Source organism: Butyrivibrio sp. AC2005 (assembly GCF_000424145.1).
In the GTDB taxonomy this organism is placed as follows: Bacteria; Bacillota; Clostridia; order Lachnospirales; family Lachnospiraceae; genus Butyrivibrio.
In genome coordinates this window covers 350,522-371,553 of sequence record NZ_KE384138.1, presented here as the reverse complement: position 1 = coordinate 371,553, position 21,032 = coordinate 350,522, and the positions used below count along the sequence as shown (strand labels likewise).

15 protein-coding genes, 1 tRNA gene and 1 pseudogene are annotated in these 21,032 nt (G+C 43.5%); 16 read left to right on the top strand and 1 reads right to left on the bottom strand.

The window, feature by feature from the left end; translation table 11 throughout:
- Positions 1 to 115 precede the first annotated feature (115 nt).
- From G602_RS0121680 to G602_RS0121635, 10 genes are all read left to right on the top strand, one after another.
- The gene (locus G602_RS0121680) at positions 116 to 910 is read left to right on the top strand and encodes an enoyl-CoA hydratase-related protein (protein ID WP_026660895.1); all 795 of its coding nucleotides are present in this window, start codon (positions 116 to 118) and stop codon (positions 908 to 910) included.
- Positions 911 to 929: 19 nt separating this feature from the next.
- The gene (locus G602_RS0121675; protein WP_022762767.1) at positions 930 to 1,805 is read left to right on the top strand and encodes a 3-hydroxyacyl-CoA dehydrogenase family protein; all 876 of its coding nucleotides are present in this window, start codon (positions 930 to 932) and stop codon (positions 1,803 to 1,805) included.
- Positions 1,806 to 1,972: 167 nt separating this feature from the next.
- On the top strand, positions 1,973 to 3,133 hold the full coding sequence (locus G602_RS0121670; protein ID WP_022762768.1) for an acyl-CoA dehydrogenase: 1,161 nt from the start codon (positions 1,973 to 1,975) through the stop codon (positions 3,131 to 3,133).
- 324 nt (positions 3,134 to 3,457) lie between these two features.
- Complete coding sequence (locus G602_RS0121665; RefSeq protein WP_022762769.1) at positions 3,458 to 4,249, top strand: electron transfer flavoprotein subunit beta/FixA family protein; 792 nt, start codon at positions 3,458 to 3,460, stop codon at positions 4,247 to 4,249.
- Positions 4,250 to 4,329: 80 nt separating this feature from the next.
- Positions 4,330 to 5,376: an electron transfer flavoprotein subunit alpha/FixB family protein gene (locus tag G602_RS0121660; protein ID WP_026660894.1), complete on the top strand. Its 1,047-nt coding sequence runs from the start codon at positions 4,330 to 4,332 to the stop codon at positions 5,374 to 5,376.
- 186 nt (positions 5,377 to 5,562) lie between these two features.
- On the top strand, positions 5,563 to 9,765 hold the full coding sequence (locus G602_RS27975; protein ID WP_049945399.1) for a hybrid sensor histidine kinase/response regulator: 4,203 nt from the start codon (positions 5,563 to 5,565) through the stop codon (positions 9,763 to 9,765).
- 39 nt (positions 9,766 to 9,804) lie between these two features.
- Positions 9,805 to 10,566 (top strand): response regulator, encoded by a 762-nt coding sequence (locus tag G602_RS29495; protein WP_049945398.1) that lies wholly within the window; start codon positions 9,805 to 9,807, stop codon positions 10,564 to 10,566.
- 47 nt (positions 10,567 to 10,613) lie between these two features.
- Positions 10,614 to 11,726 (top strand): S-methyl-5-thioribose-1-phosphate isomerase, encoded by a 1,113-nt coding sequence (mtnA, locus tag G602_RS0121645; protein WP_026660893.1) that lies wholly within the window; start codon positions 10,614 to 10,616, stop codon positions 11,724 to 11,726.
- Between the two features lie 158 nt (positions 11,727 to 11,884).
- Positions 11,885 to 14,407: a DUF342 domain-containing protein gene (locus G602_RS0121640; RefSeq protein WP_026660892.1), complete on the top strand. Its 2,523-nt coding sequence runs from the start codon at positions 11,885 to 11,887 to the stop codon at positions 14,405 to 14,407.
- A gap of 3 nt (positions 14,408 to 14,410) precedes the next feature.
- The gene (locus tag G602_RS0121635) at positions 14,411 to 15,553 is read left to right on the top strand and encodes an HD domain-containing phosphohydrolase (RefSeq protein WP_026660891.1); all 1,143 of its coding nucleotides are present in this window, start codon (positions 14,411 to 14,413) and stop codon (positions 15,551 to 15,553) included.
- Between the two features lie 64 nt (positions 15,554 to 15,617).
- Here the strand turns inward: G602_RS0121635 and G602_RS0121630 are convergent.
- A tRNA-Arg gene (locus G602_RS0121630) sits at positions 15,618 to 15,691 on the bottom strand.
- Positions 15,692 to 15,997: 306 nt separating this feature from the next.
- Between G602_RS0121630 and G602_RS0121625 the strand changes: the two genes are divergently transcribed.
- The 6 genes and pseudogenes from G602_RS0121625 to G602_RS29490 all read left to right on the top strand — a co-directional run.
- The gene (locus tag G602_RS0121625) at positions 15,998 to 17,152 is read left to right on the top strand and encodes a THUMP domain-containing class I SAM-dependent RNA methyltransferase (RefSeq protein ID WP_026660889.1); all 1,155 of its coding nucleotides are present in this window, start codon (positions 15,998 to 16,000) and stop codon (positions 17,150 to 17,152) included.
- The gene (locus G602_RS0121620) at positions 17,149 to 18,156 is read left to right on the top strand and encodes an N-acetylmuramoyl-L-alanine amidase (protein ID WP_026660888.1); all 1,008 of its coding nucleotides are present in this window, start codon (positions 17,149 to 17,151) and stop codon (positions 18,154 to 18,156) included. Before G602_RS0121625 ends, G602_RS0121620 begins: the two co-directional genes overlap by 4 nt.
- A 12-nt stretch (positions 18,157 to 18,168) precedes the next feature.
- The gene (rdgB, locus tag G602_RS0121615) at positions 18,169 to 18,765 is read left to right on the top strand and encodes an RdgB/HAM1 family non-canonical purine NTP pyrophosphatase (protein ID WP_026660887.1); all 597 of its coding nucleotides are present in this window, start codon (positions 18,169 to 18,171) and stop codon (positions 18,763 to 18,765) included.
- A complete protein-coding gene (locus G602_RS0121610) occupies positions 18,765 to 19,256 on the top strand; it encodes a metallophosphoesterase family protein (RefSeq protein ID WP_026660886.1) in 492 nt (163 codons plus the stop codon). Before rdgB ends, G602_RS0121610 begins: the two co-directional genes overlap by 1 nt.
- Before the next feature lie 165 nt (positions 19,257 to 19,421).
- The gene (locus tag G602_RS0121605) at positions 19,422 to 19,679 is read left to right on the top strand and encodes a hypothetical protein (protein WP_207638183.1); all 258 of its coding nucleotides are present in this window, start codon (positions 19,422 to 19,424) and stop codon (positions 19,677 to 19,679) included.
- Between the two features lie 225 nt (positions 19,680 to 19,904).
- Positions 19,905 to 21,032 (top strand): annotated as a pseudogene (locus G602_RS29490) (hypothetical protein); the annotation flags it as partial.

Below are 21,032 nucleotides of genomic sequence, written 5' to 3'. Positions count from 1 at the left end.
CGTAATAATTCCTATTTGACGATGTAGAACATTATTATGAATTTAAGGTATTTAGGCTGGCTTAAGTCCGGGCTGATATACCTTAATTATAGAAACGAACAAGGAGGCAAAGAAAATGGGATTTGTAAATGTTGAAGTTAAGGACAAAATCGCTGTTCTTACAATCAACCGTCCTGAAGCACTCAATGCTCTTAACAGCCAGGTTCTTGATGACTTAAGCGCTGCTCTTGACAGCATTGATGTGAACACAGTAAGAGCTCTCGTTCTTACAGGTGCAGGCGAAAAGTCATTTGTAGCAGGTGCTGATATCGGAGAGATGAGCACTCTTACAAAGGCAGAAGGTGAAGCATTCGGTAAGAAAGGAAATGACGTTTTCAGAAAGCTGGAGACATTCCCTATTCCTACAATCGCAGCAGTTAACGGCTTTGCTCTTGGTGGTGGCTGCGAGATTTCAATGAGCTGTGATATTCGTATCTGCTCAGACAATGCTATGTTTGGTCAGCCTGAGGTTAGTCTTGGAATTACTCCCGGCTTCGGTGGCACACAGAGACTTGCCCGTCTCATCGGTGCAGGAATGGCTAAGCAGCTTATTTACACAGCACGCAATATCAAGGCTGACGAGGCTTACAGAATCGGTCTTGTAAATGCAGTATATACACAGGAAGAGCTTCTTCCTGCAGCTGAGAAAATGGCTAACACAATTGCAGCACAGGCTCCTATCGCAGTTCGTGCTTGCAAGAAGGCAATAAATGATGGTCTTCAGCTTGATATCGATAAGGCAATTGAGCTTGAGGAGAAGATCTTCGGCGATTGTTTCGAGACAGAGGATCAGCGTGAAGGTATGGCTAACTTCCTTCGCAAGAAAGACGACCCGAAGAAGGTTAAAGTAGTTAACTTCCAGAACAAATAACTTTTAGGAGGATATATAAATGAAAGTAGCAGTAATTGGCGCAGGTACAATGGGCGCAGGTATCGCTCAGACATTCGCACAGGCAGACACAGTAGATAAGGTATATCTTTGTGACATTAAGACAGAGTTCGCTGAGGGCGGCTTTGCTAAGATTAAGAAGAGCATCGACAAGATGGTATCTAAGGGAAAGATCGATCAGGCTAAGGCTGATGCTATCATCGGCAAGATCCAGACAGGTCTTAACGACATCTGCACAGATGCTGATCTCGTAGTTGAGGCAGCTCTTGAAGTTATGGATATCAAGAAGAACCTCTTCAAGGAACTTGAGGAGAACATCGTAAAGAATCCTGATTGCATTTTTGCATCTAACACATCATCTCTTTCAATCACAGAGATCGGTGCAGGACTTCCTAAGCCGGTTATCGGTATGCACTTCTTCAATCCCGCTCCTGTTATGAAGCTGGTTGAGGTTATCCAGGGTGCAAACACACCTGAGTCTGACGTTGAGAAGATCAAGAAGATTTCTGAGGATCTTGGCAAGACTCCCGTTCAGGTTAACGAGGCAGCTGGTTTCGTTGTAAACCGTATCCTTGTTCCTATGATCAACGAAGGTATCTTCGTATATTCAGAAGGCGTTTCAGATATCCAGGGTGTAGACACAGCTATGAAGCTTGGCTGCAACCATCCTATGGGACCCCTTGAACTCGGCGATTACATCGGACTTGATATCGTTCTTGCAATCATGGATGTTCTCTACAAAGAGACAGGTGATTCCAAGTATCGTGCTTGCCCTCTTCTTCGTAAGATGGTTCGTGGTAAGAAGCTTGGTGTTAAGACAGGTATCGGCTTCTACGATTACAGCGACGGTGGCAAGGTTCCCACAGATAAAAAGTGATTTTTTAACTCTATATGTTTGGCTCCTCGTTAATGCCTTCCACTTAGGGGGCGCTCGACGTCCGGGGGACGTCGGTCCAGCGCGGACCGAAGCGGAGCGTAGACAGGTGTCAGCGAAGCTGACGGATGAGGAGCTTTATTATAATATTTTCAACGGAGGATATTTTCATGGATTTTCAGTTAGATCAGCAACATGAAATGGCGAGAGCTCTTTTCAAAGAGTTCGCAGAAAAAGAAGTAAAGCCACACGCAATTGATGTGGATGAGACAGAGGTATTCCCTATGGAGACCGTTAAGAAGATGCAGAAGTACGGCTTCATGGGTATTCCGATTCCGAAGGAATACGGCGGACAGGGATGCGATCCTCTTACATATGCTATGTGCGTAGAGGAGCTTGCAAAGGTTTGTGGTACAACAGCAGTTATCGTATCTGCTCACACATCACTTTGCTGCGATCCTATCATGACATACGGTACAGAAGAGCAGAAGCAGAAGTACCTTGTACCCCTTGCAAAGGGTGAGAAGCTTGGTGCTTTCGGTCTTACAGAGCCCATGGCTGGTACAGATGCTCAGGGCGTTCAGACAAAGGCTGTTCTTTCAGAAGACGGTAAGGAGTGGATCCTTGATGGTTCTAAGTGCTTCATCACAAACGGTGAAGTTGCTGATGTTTATATCATCATCGCTTACACAGATATCGTTGAGGATAAGAGAGGCAGAAAGACAAAGAAATTCTCAGCATTCATCGTTGAGAAGGGAACACCCGGATTTACATTCGGTACTAAGGAAAACAAGATGGGTATCCGTGGATCATCCACATACGAGCTCATTTTCCAGGATTGCCACATTCCTGCTGAGAACCTTCTTGGCGCTAGAGGAAAGGGCTTCCCGATCGCTATGCACACACTTGATGGTGGACGTATCGGTATCGCTGCTCAGGCTCTTGGTATTGCTGAGGGTGCTCTTGATCGTACAATTGAGTACGTTAAGGAGAGAAAGCAGTTCGGTCGTTCAATCGGTCAGTTCCAGAATACACAGTTCCAGCTTGCAAACATGGCTACACAGTGTGAAGCAGCTAAGATGCTTGTTTACGCAGCAGCTGATGCTAAGAAGAACAAGGATCGTTACTCTGTAGAAGCTGCTAAGGCTAAGCTTTTTGCAGCAGAGGTTGCTATGGATGTTACAACCAAGGCTGTTCAGCTTCACGGTGGTTATGGTTACATCAGAGAGTACGAAGTAGAGAGAATGATGCGTGACGCTAAGATCACAGAGATCTACGAGGGTACATCTGAGGTTCAGAGAATGGTTATCTCAGGTGCGCTTCTTAGCTAAGTTCCTGACACCATTACATTGAACTATTTACAATTTTTTGTAAGGAGCTGGTTACAGTTAGCGTCCGTATTTTGGACGGTTACTGTATCCGCCCCGTATGGAGCTAGTGATATATAAGCTATCATTTATGTAAGGAGCTGGTTACAGTTAGCGTCCGTATTTTGGACGGTTACTGTATCCGCCCCGTATGGAGCTAGTGATATATAAGCTATCATTTATGTAAGGAGCTGGTTACAGTTAGCGTCCGTATTTTGGACGGTTACTGTATCCGCCCCGTATGGAGCTAGTGTTATATAAGCTATCATTTATGTAAGGAGAAAACAAATGAAAGTTGTAGTTTGCATAAAGCAGGTGCCCGATACAAAGGGCGGGGTTAAGTTTAAACCCGATGGAACACTCGACAGAGGAGCAATGCTTGCAATCATGAACCCTGATGACAAAGCAGGTCTTGAGGCAGCTCTTCGTCTTAAGGATGAATATGGCGCAGAAGTTACTGTAGTAACCATGGGTCTTCCCAAGGCTGAGGCAGTCCTTCGTGAAGCTATGGCTATGGGTGCTGACAAGGCAGTTCTTGTTACAGACCGCGTACTTGGTGGTGCTGACACATGGGCAACATCTTCAACAATCGCAGGCGCACTCAGAAACCTTGAGTATGATCTCGTAATCACAGGACGTCAGGCTATCGATGGAGATACAGCTCAGGTTGGTCCTCAGATTTCTGAGCACCTTGGACTTCCTGTAATCTCTTATGCTGAAGAGATCAAGGTTGACGAGAAGGCTAAGACTGTAGTTGTTAAGCGTCAGTTCGAGGATCGTTATCACATGGTAGAGGCTAAGATGCCTTGCCTTATCACAGCTCTTGCAGAGCTTGGCGAGCCCAGATACATGACTCCCGGCGGAATCTTTGATGCGTTCGAGAAGGAAGTTACTGTATGGGGAAGAGCAGATCTTAAGGATGTTGAGGATTCCAACCTCGGTCTTAAGGGATCACCTACTCAGATCGCTAAGGCTTCTGATAAGGTTAAGAAGGGTGCAGGCGAGAAGATCGTAGCAGATTCTGCTGATGAAGCTGTTGATTATCTGTTCGGTAAGCTCGAAGAGAAGCACGTTATATGATAACCTGCGAGCAGCGCAGCATTTTCGAGTCTGCGCGCTCAGTGGAGCAAAAAAGTTTTTAGTATAAAGGAGAACATAACATGTCTTTAGAAGAATATAAGGGTGTATTTATATTTGCTCAGCAGGTAGACAATGAGCTTTCAGGCATTGCATTGGAGCTTCTGGGCAAAGCAAAAGATCTTGCTAATGATCTTGATGAGAAAAAAGTAACAGCAGTCCTTCTTGGTGACAAGGTAGGTAATCTTGTAGATACTCTTGCAGAGTACGGCGCTGACCGTGTAATCGTTGTTGATGATCCTGAACTTAAGGACTATCGTACAGAGCCTTACACACATGCACTTGCATCTGTAATCAACGAGTACAAGCCTGAAATCCTTCTTGTTGGTGCAACAGCAATCGGTCGTGACCTTGGTCCTCGTGTATCTTCACGTGTTCACACAGGTCTTACAGCTGACTGTACACAGCTTGATATCGGTGATTTCCCGCTTAACCCTATAGAAGGTCAGGAGCAGAAGCATAAGCAGCTCCTTATGACACGTCCTGCATTCGGTGGTAACACAATCGCTACTATCGCTTGTCCTGATTTCCGTCCTCAGATGGCAACAGTACGTCCTGGCGTTATGCAGAAGATTGCTCCCGTTAAGGGCGCTAAGGCTGAGGTTGTTGAGTTCAACCCTGGCTTCAAGGAGAATGCTTGCTATACAAAGATTCTTGAGATTGTTAAGGCAGTTTCAGAGGTTGAGGATATCCAGGAAGCTAAGATCCTTGTATCTGGCGGACGTGGTGTTGGAAGTCCTGAGAACTTCAAGATTCTTGAGGATCTTGCAAAGGTTCTTCACGGAACAGTATCCTGCTCACGTGCAGTTGTAGATTCAGGCTGGAAGCCGAAGGATCTTCAGGTTGGTCAGACAGGTAAGACTGTACGTCCTAAGGTTTACTTCGCAATCGGTATCAGTGGAGCTATCCAGCACGTTGCAGGTATGGAAGAGTCAGATCTCATCATCGCTATCAACAAGGATGAGAACGCTCCTATCTTTGACGTAGCTGATTATGGTGTAGTTGGCGACCTTAACAAGATCGTTCCTGCACTTACAAAGAAGCTCGAGGCTGCACTCGCTGCTAAATAATTTAATCACTTAGTGAAAAATATGATTCATTATATGTGATAATTAAAGAGACTGCTTAACGGCGGTCTCTTTTTTTATGGGGAAGCAAAAACACATTTACCGAAATTTTAAATAAAATATATCGAATTTTTATAAAAAGCTGAATCTTAGAATGGTACAATAGATTAATAAAATGGAGGATTATGTATGCGTCTAAGATACGGTCTTATAGTTTGTGTTTTTGCTATATATTTTTTTATAAAAAGTCTGAGCGTAAATGCTGAGGAACCAGAGACCATTGCCAGAGGAAGTGCTGATTATCTCTCGGAGTATGCATCGATCAGGTATGATACGAGTAATGGTCTTGTATCAAATGAAATAAATGCACTCGCACAGACTTCAAATGGATATATATGGGTTGGAACCTATTCGGGGCTATATAGATATGGAGGAATCAAATTTGAAGCAGCCAGGATTGATGAGAATATCTACAATGTCATGGTTCTGTATGTAGATAGAAAGGGACGACTTTGGATAGGAACCAATGATACAGGTTTATTATGCTACGACCCAATAACAGAGGAAAAGACTTGCTATACTACGGAAAACGGACTTAGTGCTGATTCTATAAGATCCATCTGTGAGGATGATTACGGAAATGTATATGTCGGAACAGTAGCGTATATAAGTGTTGTACATGAGGATATGTCTATAGAGGTTCTTAATGAACTTGAAGGAATAACATGGGTAAAATCACTGACTAATGTTGCAGATGGTACCGTGGCAGGAGTTACTAACGGCGGAAAACTTTTTTTTATAAACGGGAATAAACTGATTAAGGAAATGGAATTTGAGGAAACAGGTGTATCATACACTACTGTTGCCTGTGTTGACGGAGATACTCTGCACCTCGGAACTTCGGAAAATATACTCCAGCGTTGCAGCTATAACAAAGGAAATATCGAAATTACGGGAATGGCAGAGACCGGGGATATCCATTATTATAACAAGCTTTTGCCGGAGCCAAACGGAACCGGCTGCTTTTTCTGTGCAGATAATGGATTGGGACTTGTAAATGAAAATGGAATAATTACAAATCTTAGGAAAAATGATTTTTACAATTCAATAGCAGACTGTATAACGGATTATCAGGGCAATGTGTGGTTTGCTTCGAATAAACATGGAATATTGGAATTTTCAAAGAATCCGTTTTTTAATGTGTTTGTAAAAGCAGGCATAGAAGCAGCTGCTGTTAACAGTGTGATGGTTGACCATGGAGAGATGTATATAGGGACGGATTCAGGACTTGCCATTCTGGATGAGGAAACGTGCGCTGCCAAAGACTATGAGTATTTACAATACTTTGATGGCGTGCGCGTAAGGCATATGATGATGGACAGTAAACACAATTTGTGGATATCTACCTATGGCAAGGATGGACTTATAAGAGTAACCGAAAAAGGAGAAGAGTTTTCTTTTAATGAGAGCGTTGGTACGCAGGGAGGAAGATTCAGATATTGTCTGGAACTGTCAAATGGTGAAATTGTTGCTGCAAGTAATATGGGATTAACCTTTATACAGGGAGATGAGGTTGTCTGTACCATTGGTGAAAAGGACGGGATGAAATCACCACAGATTCTTACCATGGTTGAGGACGAGGATGGAAATATTCTTGCAGGCTCAGATGGTGTAGGTATCTATGTCATAAAAGATCACAAAATAGTGGGACGAAAGGGACCGGAGGAAGGACTTGGAACTCAGGTTGTTATGAGAATAATACCTTATGATAACGGATATATTTATGTGACAAGTAATGCAATGTATTATGATGACCGGTCTTCAATTAAAAAGCTGGACGCTTTTCCCTATGCTAACTGCTATGACGTTTACATCGCTCCTGATAACAAGGCATGGGTAAGCTCAAGCGCAGGAATATATATAGTTGATATAGAGGATCTTATAGAAAATGAGAATTATACATTGGACCTGCTTGACTACTCAAGAGGCTTTAATACTTCGCTTACAGCTAATTCATGGAACAGTATTACAAGTGATGGAGACAGTCTTCTTCTTTGCTGTACGGATGGAGTGAGAAAGGTATCGACTACAAAATATGATACATTCGATAATGATTATCTTATAGACCTGGATAAGGTTTTTACAGATGATGATACGATAATACCAGGAGAAAATGGTGTATATGAGATACCTGCTGGAGCAGGCCGCGTACAATTTGAAGTATCGATACTAAATTATATGCTGTCGAATCCGCTGATTAAGCTTTATCTCGAGGGAGCAAATGATGAGGGTGTGACCGTGTACCAGAATGAGTTAACGCCTTTGTCTTATACGAATCTGCCCTACGGAGATTACACACTTCACATTCAGACCCTTGATAAAAATACCTGGAGTATTCTTAGGGATGAAACCTATTCCATATATAAAAAGGCTCATTTTACCGAGCTTCCTATTTTCAGACTAATGATGATCCTTCTTGTTGCGAGTGTTGTGGCACTGTTTGTCTGGTGGTTTTTGCGGACTACCATTATCAGAAGACAGTATGAGGAAATTCGTATAGCCAAGGAGGAGGCTGAAAGGGCAAACAGCGCAAAATCAAGATTTGTTGCCAATATGTCTCATGAGATCAGAACGCCCATTAACACTATCATCGGAATGGACGAGATGATAATGAGAGAGGACAAGAGTCTTCCTATGGCTAAATATTCCGGTGCTATAACGGGATATGCAAGGTCAATAAAAAGAGCATCAGAGACGCTGCTTTCAATAGTTAACGATATTCTCGATATTTCAAAAATTGAATCGGGGAAGATGAATCTGGTTGAGAGAAGCTACGATCTTGATGAATTATTAAAAACCATAACGACAATGGTAAGGGTAAGGAGCAACGAAAAGGATCTTTTATTTGAAACTGAAATCGATCCGGAGCTGCCAAGATATCTTTATGGAGATGACGGTAAGATAAAACAGGTTTTGATGAATCTTCTCACAAATTCAGTAAAGTATACGAAAGAAGGCTCTTTTAAGCTTGTGATAAAGCTTGTAAAAAAGGAGAACGATACCTGTATCATTGACTATAGTGTATCGGATACCGGTATAGGTATTAAGCCTGAAGAAATGGATAAGCTTTTTTCAGCCTTTGAAAGACTTGATGAGCAGAAAAACAGCGGAATACAGGGAACAGGCCTGGGACTTAATATCTCCAGACAGTTTGTGAATATCATGGGCAATGAGCTTAGGTGCGACAGTGTCTATGGTGAAGGCTCGAAGTTTTACTTTAGTCTTACCCAGAAAATTGATAAGGATGAACCTATAGGTGAATTTTCTGAGGCAGAGGATGAAGCAGACAGTGAAATCTATATGCGGTCGTTCGTTGCTCCTTCGGCACGGATACTGGTTGTTGATGATAATGAGATGAACCTGCAGGTGCTTACGGGACTTCTGAAACCCACAAAGTTAAATATAGATACAGCCACAAGTGGAAAGGAGTGTCTTAAGAAGCTGGCAACGGAACATTACGAACTGGTTCTTCTGGATCACATGATGCCTGAGATGGACGGAATAGCAACACTCGAGAAAATAAGAGAAGAGGGGTATGAACTTCCTGTTTTTGCACTGACTGCCAATTCGGCACATAGCGGTGAAAACTATTATATTCAAAAGGGCTTTAATGGATACCTCGAAAAACCGATAAATATTAAGGTTTTGGAGGAGACCCTTAAAAACAATATCCCGAAGGAATTGTTGCAGGAGCCAAAACCGGAGGATTATATTCTGGAGAATAATGAAGAGGGAAATGAGGATGCAGCAAATGACCTGGAATGGCTGTTTGCGGTAGAGGATTTAAATGTTCAGGATGGTCTTTTGAACTGCGGAGGCAGAAAAGAATTTGAGGGAGCACTTAATACCTTTTATTACACAATAGATAAAAAGTCGAAGGAAATTGAGAACGCCTTTGAAAATGGTGATTATGAACTATATACAATTATGGTACATGCTCTAAAGAGCTCAGCAAGAATTATTGGAGCGTCGAGATTATCTGAGATTTCTGCTAAAATGGAAGAGGCAGGAAAAAACGGAGATATCGAAGCTATCAAGGAAGAAACACCGAAGCTTTTGCAGATGTACAGAGAGTTTTCGGAAAAGCTCTCGCAGCTGTCTGAGAAAACCAGAGAGGATACGAGGGAAGTCTGTGATGAGGATACAATAAATGAGGCATACGAGGCATTAAAGGAGTTTGCGGCCTTAATGGACTATGATTCCTTCGAGATGGTTCTGGAAGACATGACAAATTATAACTGCGGCGAAGAGAATAATGAAAAGTTTTCGCAGTTGCAGAGAATGCTTAAGGAGCTCAACTGGGACGGTATCAAGGATACACTGGGTGCGTAGTTTAAATTCATATCATTTTATAAAAATGGGGAATAGAAAATGAGTCTGTTTGATAAAGAATTGATGCTCATAGGAATGAAAGAAACGTTTGTAATCCGTGCGCTTGAAAAGCACCTGGATGAAGCGAGGATTCCATATTTCTTCGTAAAACCTGATATTGATGTTGTAAGTAAGCATTGGAACAGGGCAGCAGTTATAGCCTACTACCTCGACCAGTCTGAGAGGCTGGAGAGTTCCTTTTTACACTATTTGAATGAACATCTGACAGAAGATGATATTCAGATCATTATCATAGGAGAAAAAGGTGATACGGATGCTGCGAAGAGTCAGCTGCCTTTTGGGAGAATTTTGAAAATCTTTTCAAGACCGCTCAACGTTGAGGATTTCATAGGCACGGTAAAGGATCAGCGAAGAAGTCTTATGGATCCGCCTAAAAAGAGTATCCTTGTGGTTGATGACGACGCGACCTATGTGGGCCTTGTCAGGGACTGGCTAAAGGAAAAGTACAAGGTTTCCATGGCAATATCAGGACTTCAGGCAATAAGTCTTCTCGCAACAACCCATGTCGATCTTATACTTTTGGATTACGAGATGCCGATCACAAGCGGCCCGCAGGTTTTGGAGATGTTAAGAAACGATCCTACCACTAAGCATATCCCTGTCTTTTTCCTGACGGGGAAGAGCGATAAACAAAGTGTTATGAGCGTAGTGGGATTAAAACCGGAAGGATATCTTTTGAAGAGCATTAATCGCGAAGAGCTCATGGCGGACCTTCAGAAGTTTTTTGCCGAAAGAAAATAATGGGCAGAGCCTGTTAGGATAATTTATACAGAAGGAGTTTTTTACTAATGAAAAGTATTTTGGATTACGAAACAGTGGCACTCATCGATGATGATGATGCGGTGGAGATAATAGATCAAACAAAGCTCCCGGGAACAACGGAGATGATAAGACTTCGTACAGGAGAGGAGATTTGGAATGCAATCTATCTTTTACAGGTTCGCGGAGCACCGGCAATCGGTGTGGCAGCAGGCTTTGGACTTTACATACTTATGAAGCATTCCGGAGCTTCTACTTATGAGGAATTTATGAAGGAGCTCAGGGAAAAGAGTGATTACCTGAATTCCTCAAGACCTACTGCGGTCAACCTCTCATGGGCGCTAAAGCGTATGGAAGCTCATGTGGTGAAGGTTGCCGAAGAGCTGGGATATACGGGAGGAGCTTCTGATGAAGGTGGAAAAGCTGCTTTTGACAGTGCTGCTATTATCACAGCAATGCGTGAGGAATCTGAGCGCATAAAGGCAGAGGACGTAGATGTATGCAGAAGAATCGGTGAGAATGGGCTTGCTCTGATCAAGGACGGCTACGGACTTCTTACACATTGCAATGCAGGACAGCTTGCAACCTGTAAATATGGAACGGCTACTGCACCCATGTATCTTGCTCATGAAAAGGGCTACAACATCAGAGTGTACTGCGATGAGACAAGACCGCTTCTTCAGGGGGCAAGACTTACGGCATATGAGCTTCATTCAGCAGGAATTGACACTACGGTATTGTGTGATAATATGTCCGCTTCGCTTATGAAGAGCGGCGCCATAGATGCGATATTTGTGGGCTGTGACAGAGTAGCTGCAAACGGCGATGCTGCAAATAAGATAGGAACCAGCGTTGTTGCCACAGTTGCAAAGCGCTACGGAATACCTTTTTATGTATGTGCTCCGACTTCTACGATTGACATAAATACCAAGACCGGAGATGACATCAAAATAGAGCAGAGGAAGCCCGAAGAGGTTACCGAGATGTGGTACAAGGAGCGCATGGCTCCCGAGGGAGTAAAGGTTTATAATCCTGCTTTTGATGTGACTGACAACGAGCTTATTACAGGAATAGTCACGGAATATGGCGTACTGCGTGCACCTTATTATGTTAGCATAGGTAAACTGTTTGACCAAATGTAAGCACGTTTAAACAAAACGGAAAAAAAGTGTTAAATGTTCATAAATTCGTTCAATTGCGTTGAGTGATAATAATATTCGGTGTTAGAATAATTTTGAGGGATTTTATGCACTTTTTGCATGCTCTTTCGAAATAAAATTTCCTATGAGGGATACCGGGGATGGCTGTTGTTACCGCTGATGAGGACAAAAGTTTATACCAGCCTGATTTAATAGCTAATGAGCTTCTCCTGATAAAAAAGCAGGGCGGAGATGTTGAGAAACTCAAGGATCAGAAATTCAACATCTATCAGCTGGCAGAGATCAGAAAGGGGCTCTCCACTGGCGTGGATGTAAGTCTGTATGCCAGACCGGATGTTCCCTGGAACGAGATGGAGGAAATCAGACTCGAGCTCCAAAGCGGAATAGATATGTCCGCTTATCGTGATGCCGGTTTTGATATAATGCAGCTGGCTGAGATACGAGAAGGACTCTCTGAGAATCTTGACGTATCAGAGTACGCAAGACCTGAATACTTTTCAGACCAGATGAAGCAGATAAGGTTGGGGTTAAAGGCCGGAGTGCCTGTTATTTTCTATCAGGATCCCAAGTATAACTGGTTACAGATGGCAGAAATAAGGATAGGATTAGAGCACGGAACTGATATATCCCATTATGCCAGCATAGATATGCCCTATATGAAGATGAGGGTTATCAGGGAGAGTCTTGAGGACGGACTTGAGCTTGATGAAAAGCTCATAAGAAGAAAAGATGCGGCTACACTTGAGCAGATACATATTGCTTTCAAGGAAAAGATAGATATTAAAGAATATATTGATAAGAATTTTGATGCTGAGCAGCTTGAGCAGATTCGCAAGGCAAAGCAGGAGGGAATAGAGGATATAGACCGTTATTTCCTTTTTGGCATGCGCGGAGAGTGTATGCATGAAGTGAGAAAGGGCCTTGAACAGAATCTTGATGTTTCCGTTTACGCTGAGGAAGCATACAGCTGGAAGCAGATGAGAGAATTAAGGCTGGGACTCGAGCATCAGATAGATGTCACTCCCTATGCGAAGCCTCTTTACCGCGCTGATCAGATGCGTGAAATAAGAAAAGGCATAGAGAATAACATAGATATAAATCTTTATAAAAGTATGGTTCATCCTGCCCAGGAAATGCGCGTTATGCGCAAGTGGCTTGAGGAGGGAAAAACTCTTCCGAGTAACTTAAGTAAGCTTTTTTCCGGACAGCTCGAGGAAGAGCTTCAGAGGCCTGCTGATGAAGAATTAAAGGCATTACAGTTCCTTCAGACAGAGGAGGGACGCCTTATAGATATAACCGAAGACAAAATGCAGTGCTATTTTACTCTTCCGCTTGGAATCAAGGGAACCACTTATACTCTGGAAAAAGTGGTAAAGCTTCTCTTTAATGCGAGAGTCAGAAGAGGCGTGAGCCGAAAAGCGATTGAAGAGATGATAGAGGGTAAGAAGTACGGCAAGAAAACGCTTGTTGCGCAGGGAAAGCTTCCCGTTGACGGAACTGATGCGCACTATGATTTTTTACTAAAGCTAAGCGAAGAAATCATGCCGGATATGAACACGGGAGAAAGCGCAGACTTTTCAAGGGTCAAGGTGTTTGATGAAGTAAAGCTCGGCGATAAGCTGGCGGTATATCATCCCGCAACTCCCGGGGAGGACGGCTTTGATGTTACAGGTAAGCTCCTTAAGGCTAAGGCCGGAAAGGGTAAACCGATCCTTAAGGGACAGGGCTTCATGCTTCTTAGTGATAAGAAGACCTACGTATCTGCCATCGCAGGAGTCGGACGTATTCAGAATGGCGAGATCAGAATCGACAGAGCAAAGGTCTATGAATCGCTTGTAAACGTTAAGGAAAAAATTGTCTACGACGGAACCATCTGGGTGAAGGGTGATGTGGACAATGTCTATATACAGGCCAAGGGTGATGTGGTTGTTGACGGCAGTGTATCCTGTGCTGACATTCATGCAGGCGGCCGTGTTGTTGTAAGAAAAAGTATAGTTGGAAATGTAAATGACAGAACGTCCATATCGGCAGGTGGTATTGTGGCAGCAGCTCATCTTGATACAGCCAATATCAAGTGCAAGGGAGATCTTATCTCCAATGACTGTATGAACTGCAATGTGTCTGCCGACGGAAAGGTCCTCATGCTTGGTGAAAAGGGGCTTATCAGCGGAGGCGTTGTTACTTCCCTTCGCGGAGTTGAGACGGCGGTTCTTGGAAGTAAGAGCGTAAAGGACACTATTGTAAGGACGGGAATTACCGAAGAGCTCGATTATGAATATCAGAGTCTTCTTAGAAATGTGAGCCGAATATATCAGGAATTAAAGGTTTACGAGCAGCAGCGCGGAAAGCTCGCGCAGTTTAACGATAATACAAATAAACAGGCACTTCAATTGAAAATCAAAGTCAACGCAGAGTCCGCTATCAAAGAGGCAGAGCTTGAAAAGCTCAATCTCAGAAAAAAGACAATTGAAGCCGAGATGGAATCGGTTAAGGACGCCAAGGTAATAGTTTCAAGACTGGTATTTATTGGGACCAGCGTGAAAATCGGAAACAGGATTCTTAGAGTGCATGACACCCTGGAAACATCGAGAGGAATAACCTTTACCTCGAAGGGTGGCGAACTGGTGATGCTTGATGGTGAGAAGCTAATAGCAAGGAGTTAAAAAGTGGCTGGCAAGAGTATTCTGATTGTAGATGATACCGAAATAAATAGAGGCATTCTTAGTGAGATATTTAAGAATGAATTTGGCATCCTGGAAGCTGAGAATGGGCGCAAGGCACTTGAGATAATTGCTCATCAAAAGAGTGAGATTGCGGCTATTCTGCTTGATATTGTCATGCCTGAAATGGATGGTTTCAGACTTCTTGAAGAGCTTTTTAAGCACAAGATTCCGGATAAGATACCGATACTTATGATCACTGCAGATGCTACTGCGGAAACAGAGAGAAAATGTTATGAAAATGGCGCGAGCGATGTAATTCATAAGCCATTTGATTCAATAATTGTTAAACATCGTGTAAAAAGAGCAATCGAGCTCAATATGAGCAAACAGGACCTTGAACAGAAGGTCAGCGACCAGACTAAGGTTTTGAAAAAGCAATTCCTGGTTTTGAAAAAGCAGGAGGAGCGCCTAAGGGATTATAACAGCAGAATAATTGATACGATATGTACGATAGTTGAGTTCCGTAACCTGGAATCCGGATATCATCTTAAGAGAATCAAGGGCTTTGTGCAGATTCTTGGAAATGTTGCAATGAGAAATTATCCGGAATTCGGGCTTACACCTCACAAGATAGAGGTCATTACCAACGCCAGTGCAATGCATGATATAGGAAAAATCACTGTGCCTGATGCGATTCTGCTAAAGCCCGGACGTCTTACCACTGATGAGTTTGACATAATGAAATCCCATACCACAAGGGGCTGTGAGATTGTTAAGATGCTTGCAGATCTGCAGGATAAGGAATATCTTGAGGTCAGCTATGATATATGCAGACATCATCATGAGAAATACGACGGCAAGGGATATCCCGACGGGCTGAAGGGAGAGGAAATCTCTATTGCAGCGCAGCTTACTTCGCTTGCTGACGTCTATGACGCTCTTGTAAGTGACCGTGTTTATAAATCTGCATTTGCCCCCAGCAAGGCTTATGAGATGATCAAAAACGGAGAGAGTGGAATATTCTCCACAAAGATGCTGGCCTGCTTCGATATTGCCCGTCCCGAAATGGAAGCAATGGTTGCAAGAACCAAAGCCGAGGAAGAAGCAAACGAAAGCGCAGGCGGAAGCGGCCTGCTGAGCCAGTAAAAAATCACACGTCGAACAAAAAAGAGAGACAAGGCTTAAAGCCTTATCTCTCTTTTTTCATCAACGTGTGTGAAAGGATTCGAACCCTCGACCTTCTGGTCCGTAGCCAGACGCTCTATCCAGCTGAGCTACACACACATATCTGCAACAACCCGTGCAGCAAGAATAATTATAGCATCGAAACAATAATTGTCAAGTATGTATTTAAATAAATTTTTTTGTTTTCAAAATACCCCTATTAATGGGAGGAGACCGGCATGGGTGGGGACGCCATACCGGTCATTTAAGAAAAGGAGATTGTCCTTTTTGTTCTGCAATAAGTATATCGACAGAAGTATTACAAACTTTATAGCAAAAACAGATGAAATAAAAATTTTTTTATACTACCTAATCTGTGATAAAATATAACGGTCTGTTAAGTTAATCAAATATAAAGGAAGAAGCATGCAAAGATTTGATTTGATTGCTCCCTGCCACTTTGGCCTGGAGTCAGTACTGAAAAAAGAAATAATAAAGCTTGGCTACGAAATCCGGGAGGTAGCTGACGGAAGAGTTACCTTTTTAGGTGATCCCGATGCTGTTGTACGTGCCAATATCGGACTTAGAACAGCAGAGAGAGTACTTATTAAAATAGGTTCCTTCAAGGCCATTACCTTTGAGGAACTCTATCAGGGAACCAAGGCACTTCCATGGGAGCAGTTTATTCCCAAGGATGGAAAATTCTGGGTAAAGAAGGCCAGCAGCGTAAAAAGCAAGCTATTCAGCCCTTCGGATATTCAGTCCATCATGAAAAAAGCCATGGTAGACAGACTTAGCGATATCTATGGTATCAGAAGATTTGAGGAGACAGGTGAAAGCTTTCCGGTTCGTGTTTTCCTGATGAAGGATGAAGTCACTGTGGCACTTGATACTACAGGAGATTCTTTGCACAAGAGAGGCTATAGAAAGCTGGAGGCGAAGGCACCGATAGCCGAGAACCTTGCGGCTGCACTTTTGATGCTGACACCCTGGAGAGCGGATAGAATACTGGTTGATCCCTTCTGCGGAAGCGGAACTTTTCCTATAGAGGCAGCCATGATTGCTGCGAATATAGCACCGGGAATGCACAGACATTTTACAGCTGAGAAGTGGACACACCTGATTGCTCCAGGCAATTGGAAGGATGTAAGAGAAGAGTGCGCTGAAGAAATCAATCATGGCATAGATGTGGATATTCAGGGCTACGACATTGATCCTGATGTGATTGATATAGCAAGAATAAATGCTGAAAAGGCAGGCGTTGAGAAAATGATACATTTTCAGGCAAGGCCTGTTGCTGAGCTCAGTCACAGGAAAAAGTATGGCTTCATCATCACAAACCCTCCCTATGGTGAGAGAATCGGTGAAATGAAGGAACTGCCTGAGCTCTATAAGACTCTGGGCGAGAGATACAAGGCGCTTGATTCATGGTCAATGTATCTCATTACGGCTTATGAAAAGGCGGAGCGCGATATAGGTAAGAAGGCGGACAAGAATCGCAAGATTTATAACGGCATGATCAAGACATATTTTTATCAGTATATGGGCCCTAAACCGCCAAGAAGGGACTTTCTGCAATGATTGAAAAGAGACTTAAAACGACTGCGATATTGACAGGCATTTTCGTCATTTTATCGCTGGGTGTCATGTTTTTCAGAACTGTCACCAAGAGCGTCATCATCGCAGAGGCGGAAAATGCGTTTTTTTATAAAGAGCTGGACGGTAAGGAATATCTGCTTGACCTTAAGGAGCCTGATTCTGAAAAGGGCAAGGGAACACTGGTTATCCCGCTTGAAAGCGGAGTGAATTCTGATAGCGTTACGCTTGAAGAACGGCATGTTCAGCATGAGTTTGTGTTATATATAAAGGGCAAGAGCGTTGATTTTTACAGCAAAAATGCAGTGATAACCGACCTTGACTGTGTACAGCAGGGCACGTTTACAGCTGTTGATGAGAAGGGAATGGTCCGACTCACTTTTCAGCTGGACGGACTTTATGAAAATCAGACATCTCTTGGAGATAAGGAGATAGTAGTAAGCTTCGCAAAGCCTGAGGATCTTTATGAAAATGTGGTTGTGATAGACCCGGTGGATGAGATAGGACTTAAAATGGTGCCATATCTCAGAAACTATTTTACGGGAAATGAGAGCGTAAAGATTTACTTTACGACTCTTGATGAAAACAGACCAGGAGATGAGGAGCTTCAGGCTCTGCTTAAGGAATCGAAGGCTGATCTCTTTATAAAAGTTGGTATAGATGAGACAACTGAAAGTGAGTCAGGTATCAGAACTTATTATAATGATAAGTTTTTTATAAGAAAGTTTGGCAATGTTCAGCTTGCTGATAAGCTGGAGATGGGTGTTGTTTCTGCCAGCGATAATAAGGCACTGGGCCTTACTGCGGCAGCAGATATGGAAGGACTCTCAGATTCAGTGATTCCCACCGCTTTTGTCACGATTGGAAATCTGAATAACAGAGTAGACCTTGACAAGCTTGAAAAGGACAGTTATATCGAAAAGTGTTCAACCGGAGTGGGTGACGGAATTATAGCTGCATTTGAAGAGATAAATACGAAGGCTGATTAGTGGAGAAGAAGAATGAAAATAATATTTGCAACAGGAAATAACGATAAAATGAGAGAGATCAGGGAGATAATGGGTGATCTCACTTCCGAAATCAATTCAATGAAGGACGAGGGAATAGACCTCGATATCGTTGAGGATGGCAGCACTTTTGAGGAAAATTCCATGATAAAGGCAAGAGCTGTTGCCGAGGCCTGCAGGGAAAAGGGAATGAAGGATTTTTGCATAATGGCAGATGATTCCGGTCTTGAGATTGACTACCTCGATAAAGCACCGGGTATCTATTCCGCACGTTTCCTTGGCCATGACACACCTTACTCCGAAAAGAACAGGCAAATTCTTGAGAAGCTTGAGGGCGTTCCGGATGATAAGCGCACTGCAAGGTTCGTATGCGCTATAAGTGCGGTTCTGGCCGATGGAAGAGAGTGTGTTGTGAGAGCAACCATGGAAGGTATAATCGGCCATGAGATTGCGGGAGAGAATGGTTTTGGATATGATCCCATATTTTTCCTGCCCGAATATGGCAAGACTTCAGCAGAGTTGTCACCTGAGGAGAAGAATGCAATCAGTCACAGAGGTAAGGCTCTCAGAATGATGAGGGAAAAGTTATAATGCACAAGATACTTGTAGTTAGTGATACACATAGAAAAGATGAAAATTTTTACAGGGTTATCGAGAAAGAGAGCCCTGTTAACCTTATAATTCATTGTGGAGATACAGAGGGAAGTGAAACGCAGATGCAGCAGCTTGCAGGTGCACCCATGCGCATTGTAAAGGGTAACAACGATTTCTTCAGCAGTCTTCCGGACGAGCAGGTATTTGAGGTCTGGCCTCATACCTTTTTTGTAACTCATGGACACAGATATCTTGTTAACATGGGAAGCGATGAGATCCAGAGAGAAGCCTTTGTCAGAGGTGCGGATGTAGTCATCTACGGCCATACCCACAGGCCTGTTGCGGCTGAGATTGACGGAATGTATGTGTTCAATCCGGGAAGCCTCTCATATCCCAGGCAGGAGGGCAGAAAGCCATCATATATTATAATCACAATTGATGATGAGGGCGAATTGTCCTATGAACTTAAATATTTGGATTTGTTTTGATGGCCTGGTAAATTATAGTGAGACACTGAGAATCGGAGACGATTTTCGGTGTCTTATTTTTGTGGAGAGAACAAGATAATAAATAATTTAGTTTTATTATAAGAAGTTAATTTTTAATATGAGTAAGGTTAATAAATAATTTATATGTAGGATATATGTGATATTATGCCCATTTTGCAATGTTTGAAGGTATTGACATGTATACCGGTTATGAATGAGCCCGATATTCTGGTTACAATGGAATATTCCGAAGAAAATGAAAACGCCAATGTTTCGATACTTTATGGCGGAGACAGGCTGAATATCATGGAAATGAAAGATAATCTTTCGATGAAGGTATTGAAGGGCGTGGAAAAGCAGATTCAATATGAGTGGAACCCTGAGGAAAAACGTGGGAACCGGATATCGATGATTGTTTGTTAGGTGGCTTTAATCTCCTTTTCGGTATGGGAAGATTGAGTTGATAAGAAAGAATTTAGTCTTTTTATAAGAAGTTAATTTCTCATTTGAGTAAGATTAAAAGATAATATATATGTAGGCTATTTCTGATATTTTGCCTATGGTGTAAGGGTACTGGAAGCGAACCAGTATTAGTCATATAAGAGCATGTGTTTATAGATGAGATATGAAACTCAAAGGAGATTTGATATGGCAAATGCAAGTGAACAGGAACAAGCAACCATGACTGAGCAGATATCTGCACCTGAGCAGGCTCCTGTGCCTGAACAGGCTCCTGCACCTGAAAAGAAACCCAGAGCAACAAGGAAAAGAACCACGGCGGCTAAAGCAGAGCCTACTCCGGAAGCTATGATGGAAGCAATGGCTAATGCTGAAACAGCAGCTGATGTGGATAAAAATTTAGAGAAGCTTGCGTTTGCAGAAGAGGTGGCTGCTTTTGAAGCAAAGGAGGCTGCAGCAGCGGCAGCTGCTGCTGAGGCGGCAAAGGCAGAAGCGGCACCTGCGGTAGAGGAAGCACCAGCGCCAGTAGTAGAGGAAGTACCAGCAGCCGAGGCTGTTCCAGTAGTGGAAGAAGCACCAGTTCCTGCGGTAGAGGAAGTACCAGTAGCAGAAGCAGCACCAGTAGTGGAAGAAGCGCCTGCACAAGCAGCAGAGGAAGCACCAGCAGCCGAGGCTGTTCCAGTAGTGGAAGAAGCGCCTGCACCAGCAGTAGAGGAAGTACCGGTAGCAGAAGCAGCACCAGTAGCAGAAGCAGCTCCAGTAGTGGAAGAAGCACCAGTTCCTGCGGTAGAGGAAGTACCGGTAGCAGAAGCAGCACCAGTAGTGGAAGAAGCGCCTGCACAAGCGGCAGAGGAAGTGCCAATGGCTGAGGCAGCACCGGTAGTGGAAGAAGCGCCTGCACAAGCGGCAGAGGAAGTGCCAGTGGATGAGGTAGCACCGGTAGTGGAAGAAACACCAGCTCCAGCAGTAGAAGAAGTGTCGGTAGCCGAGGCAGTTCCAGTAGTAGAAGAAGCACCCGTAGCTGAGGCAGCACCAGTAGTGGAAGAAGTACCTACGTCAGTAGTAGATGAAGTGCCTGCACCTGCAGTAGAAGAAGTACCGGTAGCCGAGACCGCTCCAGTGATAGAAGAAGCACCTGCAGTAGAGGAAGCACCGGCAGCAGAAGCAGCACCGGTAGTGGAAGAAACTCCTGTTCCTGCAGTAGAAGAAGTGCCCGTGGCCGAGACAGCTCCAGTGATAGAAGAAACTCCTGCACCAGCAGTAGAGGAAATACCAGTAGCCGAGGAAGCACCGGTACTGGAAGAAGCCCCTGAACCT

Coding starts and splice junctions, on each gene's coding strand:
- G602_RS27975 (WP_049945399.1), top strand. CDS start 5,563: ATGCGTCTAAGATACGGTCTTATAGTTTGTGTTTTTGCTATATATTTT.
- G602_RS0121605 (WP_207638183.1), top strand. CDS start 19,422: ATGCCCATTTTGCAATGTTTGAAGGTATTGACATGTATACCGGTTATG.
- G602_RS0121610 (WP_026660886.1), top strand. CDS start 18,765: ATGCACAAGATACTTGTAGTTAGTGATACACATAGAAAAGATGAAAAT.
- G602_RS0121660 (WP_026660894.1), top strand. CDS start 4,330: ATGTCTTTAGAAGAATATAAGGGTGTATTTATATTTGCTCAGCAGGTA.
- G602_RS0121625 (WP_026660889.1), top strand. CDS start 15,998: ATGCAAAGATTTGATTTGATTGCTCCCTGCCACTTTGGCCTGGAGTCA.
- G602_RS0121670 (WP_022762768.1), top strand. CDS start 1,973: ATGGATTTTCAGTTAGATCAGCAACATGAAATGGCGAGAGCTCTTTTC.
- G602_RS0121665 (WP_022762769.1), top strand. CDS start 3,458: ATGAAAGTTGTAGTTTGCATAAAGCAGGTGCCCGATACAAAGGGCGGG.
- rdgB (WP_026660887.1), top strand. CDS start 18,169: ATGAAAATAATATTTGCAACAGGAAATAACGATAAAATGAGAGAGATC.
- G602_RS0121620 (WP_026660888.1), top strand. CDS start 17,149: ATGATTGAAAAGAGACTTAAAACGACTGCGATATTGACAGGCATTTTC.
- G602_RS29495 (WP_049945398.1), top strand. CDS start 9,805: ATGAGTCTGTTTGATAAAGAATTGATGCTCATAGGAATGAAAGAAACG.
- G602_RS0121680 (WP_026660895.1), top strand. CDS start 116: ATGGGATTTGTAAATGTTGAAGTTAAGGACAAAATCGCTGTTCTTACA.
- G602_RS0121640 (WP_026660892.1), top strand. CDS start 11,885: ATGGCTGTTGTTACCGCTGATGAGGACAAAAGTTTATACCAGCCTGAT.
- mtnA (WP_026660893.1), top strand. CDS start 10,614: ATGAAAAGTATTTTGGATTACGAAACAGTGGCACTCATCGATGATGAT.
- G602_RS0121675 (WP_022762767.1), top strand. CDS start 930: ATGAAAGTAGCAGTAATTGGCGCAGGTACAATGGGCGCAGGTATCGCT.